The sequence below is a fragment of the Paracoccus mangrovi genome (assembly GCF_042648425.1).
GTDB classification, from domain to species: domain Bacteria; phylum Pseudomonadota; class Alphaproteobacteria; order Rhodobacterales; family Rhodobacteraceae; genus Paracoccus; species Paracoccus mangrovi.
The window spans coordinates 36,174-53,173 of record NZ_JBHRXJ010000003.1; the positions used below are offsets into that span (position 1 = coordinate 36,174).

Here is a 17,000-nt window from a genome sequence, read left to right on the forward strand (position 1 = left end):
ATCGCAACCCCTCACCCCCACCCGATGCCGCTGGCCCGTCCGACGTGAAAGGCCGGCCATGTCCCATCCCATCGCCCTGACCATCGCCGGCTCGGACAGCGGCGGCGGGGCCGGCATTCAGGCCGATCTCAAGACATTTTCCGCGCTGGGGGTCTATGGCGCCTCTGTGATCACAGCAATCACCGCCCAGAACACCCGCACGGTCGCGGCGGTGGAAATGGTCAGCCCGGCCATGGTCGCGGCCCAGATCGACGCGGTTCTCGGCGATCTGGACGTGCGCGCGATCAAGATCGGGATGGTCGGCGGCGCGGATGTGATCACAACCGTGGCCGAGCGGCTGCGGGCGGCGCTTTCGGCCAATCCGATCCCGGTGGTGCTGGATCCGGTGATGGTGGCCAAGTCGGGCGACGCGCTGCTTGATGACGGCGCGGTCGCCGCGCTGCGCGACGAATTGCTGCCGCTGGCCACCGTCCTCACGCCCAACCTGCCCGAGGCGGCGCGGCTTTTGAACCGCGCGCCTGCCGAACCCGGCGACATGATCCGGCAGGGGCTGGATCTGTGCGCGCTTGGCCCGGATTACGTTCTGATGAAGGACGGCCATGGTGCGGATTCGGTCTGCACCGATCATCTGGTCGGGCCAGAGCGCCTGACGCTGAGCGCGCGGCGCCAGCACACCCGCAACACCCATGGCACCGGCTGTTCGCTGTCATCGGCCATCGCGGCGGGGCTGGCCGCCGGCCTGACCGTGGCGCAGGCCACGACACGCGCCCATGACTGGCTGCAAGGGGCGATTGCCGCCGCAGATGACCTGTCGGTCGGGCTGGGCCATGGGCCGGTCCATCATTTCCACAAAATATGGGGGCAGAAATGACCCAAGCAACTATCCTTGGTGCAGGCGTCATGGGCCTGAGCATTGCGACCGAACTGGTGGCGCGCGGGTTCCGGCCACGCATCATCGACCCGGCCGGCAAGCCCGGCGCCCATGCCTGTAGCTGGCGGGCCGGCGGGATGCTGGCCCCTTGGTGCGAGGCGGAAAGCGCCGAACCCGTCGTCCTGCGTCTGGGTCAGGACGCCGCCGACTGGTGGCAGGGAAACGGCGCCGAGGTCACGCGTCGCGGCACGCTGGTGCTGGCGCCGGCGCGCGACCGCGCCGATCTGGACCGCTTTGCCCGCATGACCCAGACCCATCGCAGCCTTGACGGCGACGAAATCGCCGCGCTCGAACCCGAATTGCAGGGCCGCTTTCCGCGCGGGCTGTTCTTTGAGACCGAGGCGCATCTGAACCCGCGCGCGGCGTTGCAGACGCTGCGCGACCGGCTGGCCGAACAGGACATCGTCATCGAACCCGAGGGCACGCCCACCGGCCTGACCATCGACGCGCGCGGCTATGGCGCCCGCGACGAGCTGAAGGATCTGCGCGGCGTGCGCGGCGAAATGCTGGTCCTGCGCTGTCCCGAGGTGAACCTGACCCGCACCGTGCGGATGCTGCATCCGCGGATACCGCTATATATTGTGCCTCGTGGTGAGGGTATCTACATGATCGGGGCCACGATGTTGGAAACCGGGGGCAAGTACCGGGTCACCGTGCGTTCCGCCGTCGAAATGCTGAACGCCGCCTATGCCCTGCATCCCGGCTTTGCCGAGGCCGAGATTCTGGAACTTGGATCCGACGCGCGGCCGGCTTTTCCCGACAATCTGCCACGCCTGCGCCGGCGCGGGAACACGCTTTACGCCAACGGTCTTTACCGCCACGGCTATCTTCTGGCCCCCGCCGTGGCCCGGATGACCGCCGACTATCTGCAAACGGGCCAGAAACCGGAGTTCATGGATGAAGATCACCCTTAACGGCGCGGCGCGCGAGCTGACCGGCCCCAGCGTGCAGGACGTCCTGAGCGAGATCGGGCTGGGCACGGCCAAGGTCGCCACCGCGCTGAACGGCAATTTCCTGCCCGCCGCCACACGCGCCGCCACCACGCTAAAGGATGGCGACGCGCTTGAGGTCGTGGCGCCCATGCAGGGGGGTTGAGATGCCGGTCTTTTACGGAACCCATGTCGAAAGCCCGCTGATGCTGGGCACGGCGCAATACCCCTCACCCGCGATCATGGCCGAGGCGTTCCGCGCCTCGGATGCGGGCATCGCCACCGTATCGCTGCGCCGCGAAGGCGGGGCGGGTCAGGATTTCTTCAACCTGATCAACAGCCTGTCGGTGCGCATCCTGCCCAACACCGCCGGTTGTCATTCCGTGCGCGAGGCGGTGACCACGGCCCAGATGGCGCGTGAGCTGTTCGGCACGCCCTGGATCAAGCTTGAGGTCATCCGTGACGACGACACGCTTTGCCCCGACGTGGTGGCGCTGATCGAAGCGGCCCGGATCCTCAGCGATGACGGCTTTCAGGTCTTTCCCTATTGCACCGAGGATCTGTCGGTCTGTGGCCGTTTGCTGGATGCGGGCTGTCAGGTGCTGATGCCATGGGGGGCGCCCATCGGCTCGGGCCGGGGGCTGAACAACCCCTATGGCCTGCGTTCGGTCCGGGCGCATTTCCCGGATGTCACGCTTGTCGTCGATGCCGGGATCGGCCTGCCCAGCCATGCGGCGGCGGCGATGGAGCTGGGCTTTGACGCGGTGCTTTTGAACACCGCCGTGGCCAAGGCCGGCGACCCGGTCGCCATGGCCGATGCCATGGCACAGGCCATTCGCGCCGGCCAGCTGGCCCATCGCGCCGGCGCGATCGAGGCGCGCGACATGGCCGCGCCGTCCACCCCCATCTTTGGCATGGCGATGCTCTGATGACGACATTTCCCCGATTCTACCCGATCTTTGACAGCGCCGACTGGCTGCGCCGTGCGCTGCCTTTGGGGGTGCGGCTGGTTCAGGTCCGCATCAAGGACATGCCGCCGCCCCTGTTGATGGGTGAGCTGGCCCTGTGCCAGGAATTATGCCGCGAACATGGCGCGACGCTGGTCGTCAACGATCACTGGCGCGCCGCCATCGATCTGGGCTGTGATTTCGTGCATCTGGGCCAAGAGGATCTGGACCGCGCGGATGTCGCCGCGATCCGCCGTGCGGGGATGCGGCTTGGCGTTTCGACCCATGATCATGACGAACTGGACCGGGCGCTGGCGTTGAAGCCCGATTATATCGCGCTGGGGCCGGTCTGGCCGACGATCCTGAAAAAGATGAAATGGGACCAGCAGGGGCTTGAGCGGGTGACCGAATGGCGCAAGCTGGTCGGCACGACGCCCCTGGTGGCCATCGGCGGCGTGACCCCGGAACGCGCCTTGCAGGCATTCGCGGCGGGGGCCGACATCGCCTCGGCGGTGACCGATATCACGCTGAACCCCGACCCCGAAGGCCGCATCCGCGAATGGCTGCGGGTCACGCAATGAACCGCTATATCCGCCAGATGGTCCTGCCGGAACTCGGCGCCGAGGGTCAGGACCGCATTGCCGCCGCGCGGGTGCTGATCGTTGGCGCCGGCGGGCTGGGTGTGCCGGTGCTGCAATATCTGGCCGGCGCGGGGATCGGACATATCACCCTGATCGATCCCGACACGGTCGAGGAAACGAACCTGCACCGCCAGCCGATCTATCGCATGAAGGATCTGGGCATGCCCAAGGTCCGCGCCGCCGCCATGGCCGTGGCGCGGCTGAACCCGGCGGTCGAAATCGAGGCGCTGGTGGACCGGCTCACGCCCGCCAATGCGCCGGCGCTGATCGACAATGCCGATCTTGTTCTGGATTGCGCCGATAGCTACGCCGCCAGCTATACCCTGTCCGACGCCTGCCTGACGGCGCGAACGCCGCTGATTTCGGCTTCGGCGCTGGGGCTGGGGGGCTATGTCGGCGGGTTCTGCGGCGACCCGGATCGGGGCGGCGCGCCCAGCCTGCGGGCGCTTTTCCCCGACGCGCCCGATGGCGGCCAGACCTGCGCCACGGCGGGCGTGCTGGGCCCCGTGGTCGGCATGCTCGGCTGTCTTCAGGCGCAGATGGCGCTGGCGGTGGTGCTGGGCCTCAGCCCCTCGTCGCTGGGTCAGTTCACCCGCTTTGATGGCGGCCGCTTTACCCAGTTCCGCTTTGACACCGCCCCCGAAACCCCCGGCCCCCGTTTCATCGCACCCGAGGATATCACCCCCCGCGACATGGTCATCGACCTGCGCCCCAAGGACGAGGCGCCGCGCAAGGCCACGCCCGGCGCGCTGCGCATGCCCGGCTATGGCGATATCGGCCCGTTGCCCGATCCCGGTCAGCGGGTGGTGCTGACCTGCCGGTCGGGGCTGCGCGCGTGGCGGGCGGCGGACCGGCTTTCGCGCCGCTGGGACGGCGAAATCACCCTTTTGGCACTAGGAGACGACTGATGACCCGCTTTACCCTGGCCGCGGCATTCGCCCTGCTGGCCCAGCCCGCGCTGGCCCAACCTACGCTGGTACAAGACAAGGTTTCGCTGATCCTCGACTGGTTCGTGAACCCCGATCATGCGCCCATCATCATCGCCCAGGAAAAGGGCTTTTTCACCGACGAAGGCCTTGAGGTCGAGGTGATCGCCCCCGCCGACCCCGCCGATCCGCCCAAGCTGGTCGCCGCAGGCAAGGCCGATTACGCCATCACCTATCAGCCGCAGTTGCATCTTCAGGTCCATGAGGGCCTGCCGCTGAAACGCATCGGCACGCTGATCGCGACGCCCCTGAACTGCCTGATGGTCAAGGCCGACGGCCCGATCCAGAAGATCGCCGATCTCAAGGGCAAAAAGATCGGCTATTCGGTGTCGGGTGTCGAAACCGCACTGGTCGGCGCCATGCTGGCCGATGCCGGGCTGGGCCTTGACGATGTCGAGATGATCAATGTGAACTGGTCGCTGTCGCCCGCGCTGATCGCCGGCCAGGTCGACGCCACCATCGGCGGCTATCGCAATTTCGAGCTGACCCAGATGCGGCTCGAAGGCTCCGAAGGTCGCTGTTTCTTTGTCGAGGAACAGGGCGTGCCGACCTATGACGAGCTGATCTTTGTCGCCAATCCCGCCAATCTCGACCCCGAGCGCAGCCGCCGCTTCCTGCATGCGGTCGAACGCGGCGCGCAATACATGGTCAACCACCCCGATGAGGCATGGCAGATCTTTTCCGCCACCGCCCCCGATTTGCAGGACGAACTGAACAGCCAGGCGTGGAAAGACACACTGCCCCGCTTTGCCCAAAGCCCCGCCGCGCTGGATCAGGGCCGCTATGCCAAGTTCGAGGAATTCCTGCTCAAAGCCGGGCTGATCGACAAGGTCCGGCCGGTCTCGGACATCGCGATCGACCTTGGCGCGCAACCATGAGCTATGGCCGCACCTTCACCGAATGGCGGGCACAGGCACCCGATTGGGATGCCTATACCCGCCACCCCTTTGTCCAGGGCATGGCCGATGGCAGCCTGCCCCGCGATGCCTTTCTGAACTATCTGGTTCAGGATTATCTGTTCCTGATCCATTTCGCCCGCGCCTGGGCGCTGGCGGTGGTCAAGGCCGGCGATCTGGATGAAATGCGCGCCTGTTCGGCGGTGGTGCATACGCTCATCGACCATGAAATGGCGCTGCATGTCGAAACCTGCGCGGCGGCCGGGATCGACACGAATGCGATGCTGGCGACGCCCGAGGCGCTGACCAATATCGCCTATACCCGCTATGTGCTGGATGCCGGGCTTTCGGGTGATTTCCTCGACCTGCTGGCGGCGCTGATGCCCTGTGTGCTGGGCTATGGCGAAATCGGCAGCCGTCTGGCGGCCGAGGCGGCGCCCGACACCCCCTATCGCGACTGGATCGACACCTATGCCGGCCCGGAATATCAGGCCGCCTGCCATTCGGCGGGCGAATTGCTGGACCGCGCCATCGCCAAACGGCTTGGCAACGCCCCGCAATCCAGCCCCCGCTGGGCCACGCTCGGCGACCGCTTCGCCACCGCCACCCGGCTTGAGGTCGGCTTCTGGGGCCTCGGCCGGGCATGAGCGTCATCGCCAGCCTCAGCGGCCGCGCCTGGGTTGGCGACCAGCCGCTATTCGCCCCCGTCGATCTGGTGCTCGACAGCGAGGGCTGGACCTGCCTGCTTGGCCCCTCGGGCGTCGGCAAATCGACGATCCTGCGGCTGATCGCGGGGCTGGAAACCGGCGCCCGCTTTCAAGGCCGGGTCGAATGCCACCAACCTGTCGCGCTGATGGCACAGGATCCGGGGCTGATCCCATGGCTCGACGTGACGGACAATGTCACCCTTGGCGCGCGGCTGCGCGGCGAACTTCCCACATCTTTCATGCCCAAATATCCCGGGGGACGCCGCGCTGACCCCATCAAGGGGTCGGCGCGGCGGGGGGCAGAGCCCCCGGCCGACCCCGCCGCACGCGCCGATGCCCTGATTGCGGCGGTGGGCCTTGCCGACCGCGCCCATCACCGCCCCGACAACCTGTCCGGCGGTCAACGCCAGCGCGCGGCATTGGCCCGCACCCTGTTCGAAAACCACCCGCTCGTGCTGCTTGACGAACCCTTCTCGGCGCTCGACGCCCGGACCCGGGCGCAGATGCAGGACCTTTCCGCCCATCTTCTGGCCGACCGCGCCGTGCTTCTGGTCACCCATGACCCGGCCGAGGCCGCCCGCCTCGGCGACCGGATCCTGCTTTTGCGCGAAAACGGGCTGACCGAATGGCCGGCCCCGCCGCCGCGTCCGACCGCCGCCACCCGTCCCTATGACGCGCCCGAGGTACTGGCGCTTCAGGCCGATCTCATGCGGGGGATGATGGCATGAAAACCATCCTCGCGCTGATCGCCACCATCCTCATTCTGTGGCAGGGGGTGATCTGGCTTGCGGATATGCCGGGCTTTCTGCTGCCTTCGCCCATATCCGTCGCCCGCTCGCTCTGGATCAACCGCGCCGAGATCGCGACCCATACCGGCTTTACCCTGACCGAGGTCGCGCTTGGCTTTGTCCTTGGCGCGGGGATCGGCGCGGGGCTGGCGGTCGCCATGGGGTTTTCGGCCCGGCTGACCGGCGTCCTGCGGCCGATCCTGACCTTTAGCCAGACCATCCCGGTCTTTGCGCTTGCGCCGATCCTGACCCTTTGGCTGGGCTTTGGCATGGCGCCCAAGATCGCGATGACAGTGCTCATCGTGTTCTTTCCGGTGGCCAGCGCATTTCTTGACGGGCTGGGCCGCACACCCCAGGCGACGCTGGATCTGGCACAGGTCATGGGCGCCAGCCGGTCGCGGATCATGTGGCATCTGCGCATCCCCGCCGCGCTGCCGCAGCTGGCCACCGGGCTGAAACTGGCGGCGGTCTATGCCCCGATCGGCGCGGTGATCGGCGAATGGGTCGGCGGCGCGCGCGGGCTTGGCGCCTTGATGATCCACGCCAACGGGCGGATGAAAACCGATCTGGTCTTTGCCGCGCTGGTCGTCCTGTCGCTGATGACGGTACTGTTTGCCCAGGGGGTGGCGCTGGCGGTGCGGCGGATCTGGCGGCGCTACGGGGTCTGAGGCGTTCAGATCAGGTGGGCGGCACGGCCCAGATCCTGCGGCGTGTTCATGTTCAGAAACGGATCGAATGGCTGGCTGTCATAGACGGCGCGGCCCGGATCGTGACTGGCCGCGAATTGCCCGATCCGGTGCTGCCCGGATTCCAGCGCGGCGCGCAACGCCCCGGCCATCGCCACCGGCCACAGCGCACAGGTCGGATGATCGCGCAGCCGCCCCCCCTCATCCGGGCTGGCGGCCAGCGCGATGCCCGAACGGCCCTCGGCCTCGCGCAGCCGCCAGACCAGGTCATCGGGCAGAAACGGGGTATCGACGCTGACGCTGATCACCCGATCCGCGCCCTGCCCGGCGGCCCATTCCATGCCCGCCAGCACCCCGGCCAGCGGCCCGGCATAGCCGGTAAACCCATCGGCGATGACCGGCAGGCCGTATTCCCCGAACTGTTCGGCGTCACCATTGGCGTTGATGGCGATGGCGCCGCATTGCGGCCGCAGCCGGCGCAGCACATGGGTCAACAGCGTCTCGCCCGCCAAAAGGCTCAGCGCCTTGTTGCCGCCCCCCATGCGCCGCGACAATCCGCCGGCCAGAATGACGGCCGGAATCGGTCTTTTCATTTCAACCCCGCGGCAATGGCCCGGGCCAGCGCGAATACGCGCTGTTCCAGCAGGACCGGGGTTTCACAGACATAGGTCAACGCCTGCTGGCGGTCCTGAAAGATGCGGGTGTTCCAGTCCAATTGTTCCTCTTGGGCGTCGATGGCGTCGAAATCGGGTGTCGCGGCCGCCTCGAGCGCGGCCATCTTGTGGCGATCATCCTCGATCCGGGCGGCCAGCGCCACCTGCTTGTGGCCATAACGCGCGATGCCCTCGATCAGGGCGCTGCGATCCGGCTCGACCCGGTCAAAGATCGCGACCATCAACGCGGTCAGCCGCGCATTGTCCGCGCCCTGCGCAAAGGCCGCGATCTCGGCCTCGGCCTCGGCCACGGGCAGGCGGCGCTGTTCCAGCCGGTCGGCAAGGGCGGCGATCTCGGGGCTCTGCGCCAGCGCCTGCACGGCCTCGTCCGGGGCGGGGCCGGACCACATCTGGCCCAGCGACAGATGCGGCTGCTTGCGTTGAACACAGGGCCAGTCGGGATCGGCATGGTCCTGTGCCTGTGCCGCACCGGCCAGCAATGCCATCCCCAGAAGCAGGTATTTCATGCATCCCCCCGTCGTCGCATCCACAGCCCCTTGGCGGGATCATACATGAAAACCGCCCCGGCAAAAAACGCGATCAGACAGCCCGACACCACCGCCAGCGACAGGAAATTGACCTGTCCGTAAAGCGCGAAACGGATCAGTTCGACCGCATGGGTAAAGGGATTGACCGCGCAGATATCATGCAAAAGGGTCGAGCTTTCGGCCATACGCCACAGCGGATAAAGCGCGGTCGAGGCGAAAAACATCGGGAAAATGACAAAATTCATCACCCCGGCAAAGTTTTCCAGCTGCCGGATCGCCGAGCTGAGGAAAAGCCCCATCGCCCCCAGCATCAGCCCCGACAGGACCAGCGCCGGCAGCACCGTCACATAACCCCAGACCGGCGGATCGACGTCCCAGAGCCAGGCAATGGCCAGAAACACATAGACCTGAATGATCGACACGACCACGCCCGCCACCAGCTTGGATCCCAACAGGAACCAGCGCGGAAACGGGCTGACCAAAAGCGTGCGCATCGCCCCGGTTTCGCGGTCATAGACCATGGAAAGCGACGATTGCATGCCGTTGAACAGCTGGATCATCGCGCAAAGGCCGGGGGTCACATAGACCTCGTAAAGAACATAGGTCTGATAGGGGGGCGTGATCGACAGGCCCAGCACCGCCCGGAACCCGGCGGCAAAGATGAAAAGCCAGACCAAGGGCCGCACCAGCGCCGCCAGAAACCGGCCGCGCTGACGCACAAAGCGCAGCGCCTCGCGCCGGGTGATGCCCAGAAACGCGGTCAGCCACATCCGGGCGGTCAGGCGGGGAACAATTTCGGGGACCCGCGCGTCACTCATGCCGCGCCCCCGGTCAGACGCAGAAACGCGCCCGTCAGATCGCCCCCGGCAATGTCGCGGGTCACACCCTGCGCCAGCACCCGGCCCCGATGCAGGATCACCAGCCCGTCGCCCGGGGCGATTTCATCCAGAATATGCGTGGCCCACAGGACCGACACCCCCTGCCCGGTCAGATCGCGGGTCAGGGCCAGCACCTCGGCCCGGGATTTCACGTCCAGCCCCACCGTCGCCTCGTCCAGAAGCAGGATCCGGGGGCGATGGATCAGCGCGCGGGCGATTTCGGCGCGCCGGCTTTGCCCCCCCGACAGCGCCGAGACAGGGTCATGGATCCGCTCGGACAGGCCGACCTGCGCCAGCACCTCGGCGGCGCGGATCAGGGCCTGTTGCCGGGGGATGCCATGCAAGGCGGCATGATAGGTCAGGTTCTGCGCCACCGTCAGATCGGCGTCGAGCGCGCGCGACTGAAACACCACGCCGAGCTGCGCCAGGGCCGCGCCGGGCGTCTGGCGCAGGTCGTGGCCGGCAACGCGGATATGGCCCGAACGATTGTCGTAAAGCCGGGTGATCAGCGAAAAGAGCGTCGTCTTGCCCGCCCCGTTCACCCCCAAAAGCGCGGTGAAACCACCGCGCGGCACCACCAGCGACACCTGATCCAATGCCTGAACGCGGCCGAAACTGTGGCTGACCCGGTCGATTTCAAGCGCGGCGGTCACGGTGATTACTGGATGTTGAAAATGGCCTGTTGGGTTGCCCCGGAACTGCCCGGGATCGACAATGTATAGCGTCCCGGCACGATGGCGACAAAGCTGATCGTGGCGGTGCCGGCATCGTCGAATTCCAGGCTGTGCACGCCCATGGGCCGGATCTCGATATCGTTGATGATGATTTCATCGACCCAGATGGCGCGAAAGAAATCGCCCCCCGACAACGCCAGTTCGGCACTGCCATCGGCATTGATGTCCATGCGGTAATATCCACCCGATTTCAGCTTGTATTCCGCGCTGGCCACCGCCTTGCCCGAGGCCAGCGTCAGCGGCGCAAGCTGGGTGCGGTTATCCCGCGCCAGCATCCCCGAAAAGCCGTAATCGAATTTTGCGCCGGCCTCATGTACGCCCGCATCCGCCGCGGCGGCATCGTCACCGCCGTCTTCGCCCTTTGGGGCGGCGGGCGCCGGATCGGGCGCGGCCTCTTGCGCGACAAGGGCTGCGGGCACAGACAGCCCAAGGATCAGCATGAGCACGGTCACAAGGCGGGTCATCGTCTTTTCCTTTCGGTCGTTCAGTTCGGGGCCACCACCACGCCCCAGGGCTGTTGGCCCACGGGGATGGATTTGACGACCTTCATCGCCGCGACATCGATCACCGAAACATCGTTGGAATTGCCGTTGGTGGTGAACAGGTATTTCTGATCCGGCGTAAAGCCCAGCTGCCAGACGCGCTGACCGACCAGCAGGTAATCCAGCACCTCGTCGGTTTCGCCATCGATCACCGCGACCCGGTTCGCCGGGCCCAGCGCGACGAACACGCGCTTGCCATCGGCGGTCACGCGCACGCCCACCGGCTGAATCGCCTCGGGCAGGACGCCGGGGATTTCGAAGCCGATCTTTTTCGTGATCTGCTGGGTGGCGGGGTCGATCACACTGATCGAGCCGCCGATTTCGGAACTGACATAAAGCTTTGTGCCCTGATCGTTGTACTGGGCAAAGCGGGGGCGCGAATCGACCAGAACATTGGCAACGATTTCAAAGCTTTCGCTGTCAATGAAATGGGCCATATTGGTGGTCTCGCTGGTGTTGATGACCACCTTGCCATCGGGGCTGATGCCCATGCCCTCGGGTTCGACGCCCACGGGAATTTCGGCCAGCATCTTGTGGGTCTTCGTGTCGACCACGGTGACCAGATTGTCGTCTTCGTTCGCGATGTAAAGCGGGTTGCCGGACGGGTGCAGCACGAAAAGTTCCGGGTCCGGCCCCGAAGGCAGGGTATGGGTTTCCTGCATGGTCTGCGGATCGAAAACCCGCACCAGATCGTCATCCGAGGCACAGACATACAACTCCTTGCCATCCGGGCTGATGGCGATGCCGCGCGGGCGGGCACCGACCGGATAATGGCCGATCACCTCCAACGTGTCGCTGTCCAGCACGGTGACATCGTTGCCGCGTTCATTGCTGACAAAGACGCGATTGGCCAGCGCGGGTGCCGCCGCCAGCAACAGCGCAAGGGCGGAAAATATGCTCAGACGGGTCATCCTTGGCCTCAGAACTTGCATTCGGTTTCGGGGCGGTCGATGCCCAGCGTATCCAGCGCCGAGCTTTGATGCAGATACTGATCCTGCGGACTGACCGAGGCGGTCACATCCCCGGTGGTCAGCAGGATCGGCTGGCGCAGCTGATGGTCCCAGTCGCGCAGGGTCAGTTTCTGTCCCTTGAAGCCGGCGATCTCGAAATTCGGCGACAGCATGAAATCGCGCAGGGCCGCCGGATCGGTGCTTTGGGCGCGGGTCGCGGCCTCGCCGATCATGCGCAGGGCCAGCCAGGTCTGATAATCCTCTTCCCACATGCGGCGATGGGCCAGTTCCTCGAACCGGTTCTGGAACTGGGTCGCGCCCCATGCCTCAAGCGCGGGATGCCAGCTGCGCGGCACCAGTCCGGCCGAGCCGGCGACGGGGCGCGCATCCCAGGTCTGATAGGGCAGCCATTGCGCGAAAACGCCGGTTTCATCGGCGGCGATCAGCACGTCATGATCGGGCGCGCGCTGGGTAAAGACCGGCATCTGTGCCTGAACCTGTACATGGCCGGTATCGGTGCGGCGACCGCCGCCGGTATCCTCATAGATGCGGGTTTCCACGATCTCGGCCCCGAATTTTGTCGCCGCGCGGCGGTATGCATCGGCCAGCGCGGTGTCCTGGGGGTGGCTGCCCTCGACCAGCATCCATTCCGGCCATTTCTTCCACATCAGAAACTGCGCCAGCGCATCGGCCAGCATCGCCTGGCTGGGGGCGACATGAACGGTATTGGCGCGGCAATCGACGCCGCGCAGCCGGTCGCCGCGCGCTTTCGCATTCAGGATCAGCGCCCGGTCGCCCGCCTGATCGGCCAGCGCCAGCGTCTGATCCGCATCGGCCAGGGTGACGATAAAGGGAATGCCCTGATCCAGCAGCTTTTGCATCTCGGCGGCGGCCGTATCGGGACCGGCGACGATTTCGAGCGCCTCGAAATCCTGACCCATGAAGCGGCCGGTGGTGTCATTGTCCTGAATCGCGAGCCTTGCCCCGGCAAAGCCCAGATCGACGGGCGGCGCATCCAGCCGCGAGATCGGCGGCAGCGCGGGCACATCGACGCGCAGCACGGCGGCCCGCACGGTCTGGGGCGGGGCCTGCTGGGCCCATGCAGGCTGGACAAGCAACAGCATCGCCGCGCCTAACCCTGCAAGATTGCTGATGATTCCATGATGCATGGACAGCCTCCTCCGCGGGGCATCATGACCAAGGAAGGCCGCGCCGCCAAGCCCGAGGGGGTGCAGACGCGGATTTGTGCCACCAATGTATGATATGCGCCGATCCGATCAGGGCAGCGGATCGGGTGTCGCAACCACCAATTCGCCGCCCCCGGCGGTCCAGCCATCGACCCCTTCGGGATACCAGTTGACGGCGCTGTAACCCAGCGCGACGGCGCGTCGGGCGGCGTTCCAGCTCATCCAGCAATTGGCCTTGCAGAAAATCACCACGGGCGCGGACGGATCGCCATGGGTCGCGGCCGCCAGCCCCTCGGTCAGGCGCGCCGTCTCGGCCGGCGCAAGCTCTTGATAGCCGGTATCGTAAAGCCAGACCGCGCCGGGGATGGTGCGATGCACCTCTTCGACCCAAAGCGTGCCGGGGGGCAGGTTCTCGGGCCGTTTCTTGCGCGGCAGCACATCCAGAAACGGCACCCCCTGCCCATGCAGATCCATCGCCCGCGCGGTGTCGATTACCTGCGCCCCGGCCAGCGTCGCCGGCACCGGCGCGCGGTAAGGTTCGCCGCGATAGCCATCCGGTTCGGCCACCGTTTGCCCATGCGCGGGCGCCGCCAAAAGGATCGCGATCAGGACGGCGGCGGGTTTCATGTCTTTGGCTCTTTGCCGTAATCGTCCAGAATCGGCACCCCGGCATCGCGCAGGATGGCGTCGATTTCATCCTGATGGCGGCGGATCAGGCTGTTGAGCTGTCGCTTCCATTCCTGTTCGCCGGGGCGCACGCCCATGGTGATGCGGTAAAACATGCGCGGGCCGGTGGTTTCGTGCAGCAGGGGCGTGAACTGCAATTCGGGATCGGCCTTGACCAGCGGCCCGGCCAGCGGGCCCCAGATCACCGCCGCCGCCAGGTCCCCCGACTTCACCTGCGCCAGCATGTCGCCCACCGGGTTTTCAACGCGCCGGTCCACGAACAGGTCCCAGCCGCGCATATCCTTGGCCAGCCCCGCCCGGGCCATATTGGTCGCGGGCGGCGTGCCGGCGACGACGCCGATGGGATGACCCTTCAGCGCCGGATCCTCAAGCAGGTCGACCCCCGCCAGAGGGCTGTCGCGGCGGGTCACGATCCCATAGGCCGAGGTGTAATAGTGGTTCGTGTTCTGAACCATCTCGTCGCCCTGGGCATAGCCGATCACCACGTCGCACAGCCCGGCGCGCAGGGTCTTGCGGATGAAACCCGGCCCTTGCGGGAACCATGTATAGGCCACCGGCACGCCCAGCTTTTCCGCGATCAGTTCGGCGATGCGGTTTTCAAAGCCGGTGCCATCCTGTGACGACATCGGCACCGCCGCCGGATCGGCACAGACCCGCAACGCGTCATGGGCGCGCAGATCGGCGACCTGCGCCTGGGCCGCGCCGCCAAGACAGGCAAGCGCCGCCGCGATGGCGATGCGGCCCGTCATCCGTCCATGCAGGAATTTTCCTGCGTGGTGAATTCGGGGGATTTCGCTTCCTTGTTCGCCGGGCGCCCGCGCGGGATGGCATCGGTGCCACGCGCCAGCAGATAGACATAGATGTCATCGATATAGCACCAGACGTTCTTGTTGGTGCCAAAGGCCGGCATCACCTGGTTCTGGGCCGCGTTCACGTCCTGTTTGCCCGAGGCGACGATCTGTTGAAAGTCGTAGTAATCCATCCGCAGCACCGAATCCTTCAGCGCCGGCGCATAGGTCGAGCCCTCGCCATCCGGCCCATGGCAGACATGGCATTCGGAATGATACCGCCGATAGCCGGAAAATACCGCGTAATCGACCACCCCGTTCTCGACCTTGAAGGTCGGAACGCCATCGGCGTTATACCAGCGCCCATTTTCCATATGGTCGGCGGTGGTGTCCATGCCATTGGCCAGAACATGGCCGCCCGCCGCGGGCGCGGCCTCTGCCGGTGGGGCGTCTTTGGCGGCATCGGGCTTGGCCGCGTCCTGTGCGCCGGCCGTACCCGCCAGGCCAAGACACATGCTCAGCACCGCAAGGCTAGTGATGGATTTCATGTATTCCTCCGCTGCTCGTTTTTTCAGACGGAACCGCCCCAGCCAGTCGCTGGGGCGAATTCCTGCTGTTTCGGCTGCACCTGCATGCAGCGATGACGTCAGCCGCCGCTGCCGGTGGCCGGCGCGGCCGGTTTGGCGGCCGCAACCTCGCCCGGCAGTTCGAACACCGTCAGCTGACCGCCAAGCGCGGTGTAATCCGACAGCGCCGCATAGCCGCCGACCGCGCCCAGACCCTCGCTCGGGTTGGTCAGGCCGGCCGCAAGCCCGATGCCGGCCCAGCCGCCGACACCCGACAGCACGCCGATATATTGCTTGCCGGCATGCTCATAGGTCATCACGTTGCCGATGATCCCCGAGGGCGTCTTGAACTTGTAAAGCTCGGCCCCGGTTTCGGCATCGACGGCCTTGAGGTAACCTTCCAGCGTGCCGTAAAAGACCACGTCCCCCGCAGTCGCCAGCGCCCCCGACCAGACCGAGAACTGTTCGGGCAGCGACCATTTGATTTCGCCGGTGGTGTTGTCCCAGGCGATGAAGTTGCCCATGCCGCCATGGCTGTTGGGGGCCGGATACATCGACAGCGTGGCGCCGACATAGGGTTGACCGGCCGTATAGGCGACACGGAAGGGTTCGTAATCCATGCAGACGTGGTTCGTCGGCACATAGAACATGTTGGTCTTGGGCGAGAAGGCCGCCGGCTGCTGGTCTTTGGTGCCCAGCGCCGAGGGACAGATCCCGGTCGAGTTCGTGTCCTCGCCATTCTGTTCGGTCGAATATTGCGCCACCACGGCCGGACGGCCATAGGTTTCGGAATTGGGATCCATGTCGACGCCGGTGGTCCAGTTCACCGCCGGATCGTATTTCTTGGCCACCAGCAGCTCGCCGGTTTCGCGGTCCAGCGTATAGCCGATGCCATTGCGGTCGAAATGGGTCAGCAGCTTGCGATCCTTGCCGTCGATGGTCTGATTGGTCAGGATCATTTCGTTGACGCCATCGTAATCCCATTCGTCATGGGGCGTCATCTGATAGAACCACTTGGCCATGCCGGTATCGGCGTCGCGGGCCATGATCGTCATCGACCATTTGTTGTCGCCGGGCCGCTGGCCGGGGTTCCAGGTCGAGGGGTTGCCGGTCCCGTAATAGATCAGGTTCAGTTCCGGGTCATAGGAATACCAGCCCCAGGTGGTGCCGCCGCCGATCTTCCACTGATCCCCTTCCCAGCTGCTCAGCGAGCTGTCCTTGCCGATCGGCTTGCCCAGATGCGTGGTCTTTTCGGGATCGACCAGCATTTCGGCGTCGGGCCCGGTGGAATAGGCCTTCCACAGCTCTTTGCCGTCGGCGAGGCTATAGGCCGTCACCCGGCCGCGCACGCCATATTCGCCGCCCGAAACGCCGACGATCACCTTGTCCTTGACCGGCAGCACGGTGGCGGTGTTCGTCTCGCCGATGGCGGGATCGCCGGTCTTGATCTTCCATTTCTCGGCGCCGGTCTTGGCGTCCAGCGCCACCAGCGTGGTATCGGCCTGATGCAACAGGATCATGCCGTCCGCATAGGCGACGCCGCGATAAACGGTGTCGCAGCACATCACCGCGATGACGTTGGGATCCTGTTGGGGCGTGTATTTCCACAGGATCTTGCCGCCATCGTTCAGGTCCAGCGCATAGACATTGTTCGGGAACGGCGTGTGGACATACATGATGTCCCCGATCACCAGGGGCGACCCCTCGTGCCCGCGCAGAACGCCGGTCGAAAAGGTCCATGCCACGCGCATGTCCTTGACGTTGTCGCGATTGATCTGATCCAGCGACGAATAGCGCGAATTCGCGTAATCGCCGGTCTGGATCGCCCATTGCTGCGGCTTTCCGATCTCGGCCATCACGCTGTCATTGGCCAAGGCCGAACCGCCCGACATCAGCAACGCGATGCCGAAGCCCTTCATCAGTTGTCTCATGAAATTTCCTCCCATCGCAGATGGG

The 17,000-nt window shown here is 65.7% G+C and carries 21 protein-coding genes; 10 read left to right on the plus strand and 11 right to left on the minus strand.

The genetic code is table 11. The features are described from left to right. Nucleotides 1-58: 58 nt before the first annotated feature. Genes thiD through ACFOMH_RS04835 form a run of 10 tightly spaced genes read left to right on the plus strand, consistent with a single transcriptional unit; the run spans nucleotide 59 to nucleotide 7,493 of the window. Nucleotides 59-871, plus strand: coding sequence for a bifunctional hydroxymethylpyrimidine kinase/phosphomethylpyrimidine kinase (thiD, locus tag ACFOMH_RS04790; protein ID WP_377742976.1), 813 nt, complete (start codon nucleotides 59-61; stop codon nucleotides 869-871). Next, a complete protein-coding gene (locus ACFOMH_RS04795) occupies nucleotides 868-1,845 on the plus strand; it encodes an FAD-dependent oxidoreductase (RefSeq protein ID WP_377742978.1) in 978 nt (325 codons plus the stop codon). Before thiD ends, ACFOMH_RS04795 begins: the two co-directional genes overlap by 4 nt. Further along, nucleotides 1,829-2,026, plus strand: a complete 198-nt coding sequence (gene thiS, locus ACFOMH_RS04800; RefSeq protein WP_374425788.1) for a sulfur carrier protein ThiS — start codon at nucleotides 1,829-1,831, stop codon at nucleotides 2,024-2,026. The genes ACFOMH_RS04795 and thiS overlap by 17 nt, the downstream gene beginning before the upstream one ends. A 1-nt stretch (nucleotide 2,027) precedes the next feature. After that, nucleotides 2,028-2,789 (plus strand): thiazole synthase, encoded by a 762-nt coding sequence (locus tag ACFOMH_RS04805; RefSeq protein WP_377742980.1) that lies wholly within the window; start codon nucleotides 2,028-2,030, stop codon nucleotides 2,787-2,789. Beyond that, nucleotides 2,789-3,388, plus strand: coding sequence for a thiamine phosphate synthase (locus ACFOMH_RS04810; RefSeq protein WP_377742981.1), 600 nt, complete (start codon nucleotides 2,789-2,791; stop codon nucleotides 3,386-3,388). The genes ACFOMH_RS04805 and ACFOMH_RS04810 overlap by 1 nt, the downstream gene beginning before the upstream one ends. Then, entirely contained in the window at nucleotides 3,385-4,356 is a 972-nt protein-coding gene (locus tag ACFOMH_RS04815; protein WP_377742982.1) for a ThiF family adenylyltransferase, read from the plus strand. Before ACFOMH_RS04810 ends, ACFOMH_RS04815 begins: the two co-directional genes overlap by 4 nt. Beyond that, on the plus strand, nucleotides 4,356-5,312 hold the full coding sequence (locus ACFOMH_RS04820; RefSeq protein ID WP_377742983.1) for an ABC transporter substrate-binding protein: 957 nt from the start codon (nucleotides 4,356-4,358) through the stop codon (nucleotides 5,310-5,312). The genes ACFOMH_RS04815 and ACFOMH_RS04820 overlap by 1 nt, the downstream gene beginning before the upstream one ends. After that, nucleotides 5,309-5,977, plus strand: a complete 669-nt coding sequence (tenA, locus tag ACFOMH_RS04825) for a thiaminase II (RefSeq protein ID WP_377742985.1) — start codon at nucleotides 5,309-5,311, stop codon at nucleotides 5,975-5,977. Before ACFOMH_RS04820 ends, tenA begins: the two co-directional genes overlap by 4 nt. Next, complete coding sequence (locus ACFOMH_RS04830; protein WP_377742986.1) at nucleotides 5,974-6,765, plus strand: ABC transporter ATP-binding protein; 792 nt, start codon at nucleotides 5,974-5,976, stop codon at nucleotides 6,763-6,765. The genes tenA and ACFOMH_RS04830 overlap by 4 nt, the downstream gene beginning before the upstream one ends. Further along, on the plus strand, nucleotides 6,762-7,493 hold the full coding sequence (locus ACFOMH_RS04835; protein WP_377742987.1) for an ABC transporter permease: 732 nt from the start codon (nucleotides 6,762-6,764) through the stop codon (nucleotides 7,491-7,493). Before ACFOMH_RS04830 ends, ACFOMH_RS04835 begins: the two co-directional genes overlap by 4 nt. 5 nt (nucleotides 7,494-7,498) lie before the next feature. Here ACFOMH_RS04835 and mobA read toward each other — a convergent pair whose 3' ends face one another. The 11 genes from mobA to ACFOMH_RS04890 form a co-directional block, all read right to left on the minus strand. Then, nucleotides 7,499-8,104 (minus strand): molybdenum cofactor guanylyltransferase MobA, encoded by a 606-nt coding sequence (gene mobA / locus ACFOMH_RS04840; RefSeq protein WP_374425780.1) that lies wholly within the window; start codon nucleotides 8,102-8,104, stop codon nucleotides 7,499-7,501. Next, nucleotides 8,101-8,691 (minus strand): hypothetical protein, encoded by a 591-nt coding sequence (locus ACFOMH_RS04845; protein ID WP_377742989.1) that lies wholly within the window; start codon nucleotides 8,689-8,691, stop codon nucleotides 8,101-8,103. Before ACFOMH_RS04845 ends, mobA begins: the two co-directional genes overlap by 4 nt. After that, nucleotides 8,688-9,530: an ABC transporter permease gene (locus tag ACFOMH_RS04850; protein WP_374425778.1), complete on the minus strand. Its 843-nt coding sequence runs from the start codon at nucleotides 9,528-9,530 to the stop codon at nucleotides 8,688-8,690. The genes ACFOMH_RS04845 and ACFOMH_RS04850 overlap by 4 nt, the downstream gene beginning before the upstream one ends. Further along, the gene (locus tag ACFOMH_RS04855; protein ID WP_377743418.1) at nucleotides 9,527-10,249 is read right to left on the minus strand and encodes an ABC transporter ATP-binding protein; all 723 of its coding nucleotides are present in this window, start codon (nucleotides 10,247-10,249) and stop codon (nucleotides 9,527-9,529) included. Before ACFOMH_RS04855 ends, ACFOMH_RS04850 begins: the two co-directional genes overlap by 4 nt. Beyond that, entirely contained in the window at nucleotides 10,249-10,788 is a 540-nt protein-coding gene (locus tag ACFOMH_RS04860; protein ID WP_377742991.1) for a hypothetical protein, read from the minus strand. The genes ACFOMH_RS04855 and ACFOMH_RS04860 overlap by 1 nt, the downstream gene beginning before the upstream one ends. A gap of 20 nt (nucleotides 10,789-10,808) precedes the next feature. Beyond that, the gene (locus tag ACFOMH_RS04865; protein WP_377742992.1) at nucleotides 10,809-11,777 is read right to left on the minus strand and encodes a YVTN family beta-propeller repeat protein; all 969 of its coding nucleotides are present in this window, start codon (nucleotides 11,775-11,777) and stop codon (nucleotides 10,809-10,811) included. A gap of 8 nt (nucleotides 11,778-11,785) precedes the next feature. Continuing rightward, nucleotides 11,786-12,940 (minus strand): ABC transporter substrate-binding protein, encoded by a 1,155-nt coding sequence (locus ACFOMH_RS04870; RefSeq protein ID WP_377743419.1) that lies wholly within the window; start codon nucleotides 12,938-12,940, stop codon nucleotides 11,786-11,788. A 153-nt stretch (nucleotides 12,941-13,093) separates the two neighbouring features. After that, nucleotides 13,094-13,630 carry a PQQ-dependent catabolism-associated CXXCW motif protein gene (locus ACFOMH_RS04875; protein ID WP_377742994.1) on the minus strand — a complete coding sequence of 179 codons (537 nt, stop codon included), beginning with the start codon at nucleotides 13,628-13,630 and terminating at the stop codon, nucleotides 13,094-13,096. Beyond that, nucleotides 13,627-14,439 carry a substrate-binding domain-containing protein gene (locus ACFOMH_RS04880; RefSeq protein WP_377742995.1) on the minus strand — a complete coding sequence of 271 codons (813 nt, stop codon included), beginning with the start codon at nucleotides 14,437-14,439 and terminating at the stop codon, nucleotides 13,627-13,629. The genes ACFOMH_RS04875 and ACFOMH_RS04880 overlap by 4 nt, the downstream gene beginning before the upstream one ends. Beyond that, nucleotides 14,436-15,026 carry a c-type cytochrome, methanol metabolism-related gene (locus ACFOMH_RS04885; protein ID WP_377742997.1) on the minus strand — a complete coding sequence of 197 codons (591 nt, stop codon included), beginning with the start codon at nucleotides 15,024-15,026 and terminating at the stop codon, nucleotides 14,436-14,438. Before ACFOMH_RS04885 ends, ACFOMH_RS04880 begins: the two co-directional genes overlap by 4 nt. Nucleotides 15,027-15,124: 98 nt before the next feature. Then, nucleotides 15,125-16,975, minus strand: a complete 1,851-nt coding sequence (locus ACFOMH_RS04890) for a methanol/ethanol family PQQ-dependent dehydrogenase (RefSeq protein WP_377742998.1) — start codon at nucleotides 16,973-16,975, stop codon at nucleotides 15,125-15,127. Nucleotides 16,976-17,000 lie beyond the last annotated feature (25 nt).

Excerpts from the sequence above, each read along its gene's own strand:
- thiD (WP_377742976.1), top strand. The coding sequence starts at position 59 with ATGTCCCATCCCATCGCCCTGACCATCGCCGGCTCGGACAGCGGCGGC.
- ACFOMH_RS04795 (WP_377742978.1), top strand. The coding sequence starts at position 868 with ATGACCCAAGCAACTATCCTTGGTGCAGGCGTCATGGGCCTGAGCATT.
- thiS (WP_374425788.1), top strand. The coding sequence starts at position 1,829 with ATGAAGATCACCCTTAACGGCGCGGCGCGCGAGCTGACCGGCCCCAGC.
- ACFOMH_RS04805 (WP_377742980.1), top strand. The coding sequence starts at position 2,028 with ATGCCGGTCTTTTACGGAACCCATGTCGAAAGCCCGCTGATGCTGGGC.
- ACFOMH_RS04810 (WP_377742981.1), top strand. The coding sequence starts at position 2,789 with ATGACGACATTTCCCCGATTCTACCCGATCTTTGACAGCGCCGACTGG.
- ACFOMH_RS04815 (WP_377742982.1), top strand. The coding sequence starts at position 3,385 with ATGAACCGCTATATCCGCCAGATGGTCCTGCCGGAACTCGGCGCCGAG.
- ACFOMH_RS04820 (WP_377742983.1), top strand. The coding sequence starts at position 4,356 with ATGACCCGCTTTACCCTGGCCGCGGCATTCGCCCTGCTGGCCCAGCCC.
- tenA (WP_377742985.1), top strand. The coding sequence starts at position 5,309 with ATGAGCTATGGCCGCACCTTCACCGAATGGCGGGCACAGGCACCCGAT.
- ACFOMH_RS04830 (WP_377742986.1), top strand. The coding sequence starts at position 5,974 with ATGAGCGTCATCGCCAGCCTCAGCGGCCGCGCCTGGGTTGGCGACCAG.
- ACFOMH_RS04835 (WP_377742987.1), top strand. The coding sequence starts at position 6,762 with ATGAAAACCATCCTCGCGCTGATCGCCACCATCCTCATTCTGTGGCAG.
- mobA (WP_374425780.1), bottom strand. The coding sequence starts at position 8,104 with ATGAAAAGACCGATTCCGGCCGTCATTCTGGCCGGCGGATTGTCGCGG.
- ACFOMH_RS04845 (WP_377742989.1), bottom strand. The coding sequence starts at position 8,691 with ATGAAATACCTGCTTCTGGGGATGGCATTGCTGGCCGGTGCGGCACAG.
- ACFOMH_RS04850 (WP_374425778.1), bottom strand. The coding sequence starts at position 9,530 with ATGAGTGACGCGCGGGTCCCCGAAATTGTTCCCCGCCTGACCGCCCGG.
- ACFOMH_RS04860 (WP_377742991.1), bottom strand. The coding sequence starts at position 10,788 with ATGACCCGCCTTGTGACCGTGCTCATGCTGATCCTTGGGCTGTCTGTG.
- ACFOMH_RS04865 (WP_377742992.1), bottom strand. The coding sequence starts at position 11,777 with ATGACCCGTCTGAGCATATTTTCCGCCCTTGCGCTGTTGCTGGCGGCG.
- ACFOMH_RS04870 (WP_377743419.1), bottom strand. The coding sequence starts at position 12,940 with ATGCTGTTGCTTGTCCAGCCTGCATGGGCCCAGCAGGCCCCGCCCCAG.
- ACFOMH_RS04875 (WP_377742994.1), bottom strand. The coding sequence starts at position 13,630 with ATGAAACCCGCCGCCGTCCTGATCGCGATCCTTTTGGCGGCGCCCGCG.
- ACFOMH_RS04880 (WP_377742995.1), bottom strand. The coding sequence starts at position 14,439 with ATGACGGGCCGCATCGCCATCGCGGCGGCGCTTGCCTGTCTTGGCGGC.
- ACFOMH_RS04885 (WP_377742997.1), bottom strand. The coding sequence starts at position 15,026 with ATGAAATCCATCACTAGCCTTGCGGTGCTGAGCATGTGTCTTGGCCTG.
- ACFOMH_RS04890 (WP_377742998.1), bottom strand. The coding sequence starts at position 16,975 with ATGAGACAACTGATGAAGGGCTTCGGCATCGCGTTGCTGATGTCGGGC.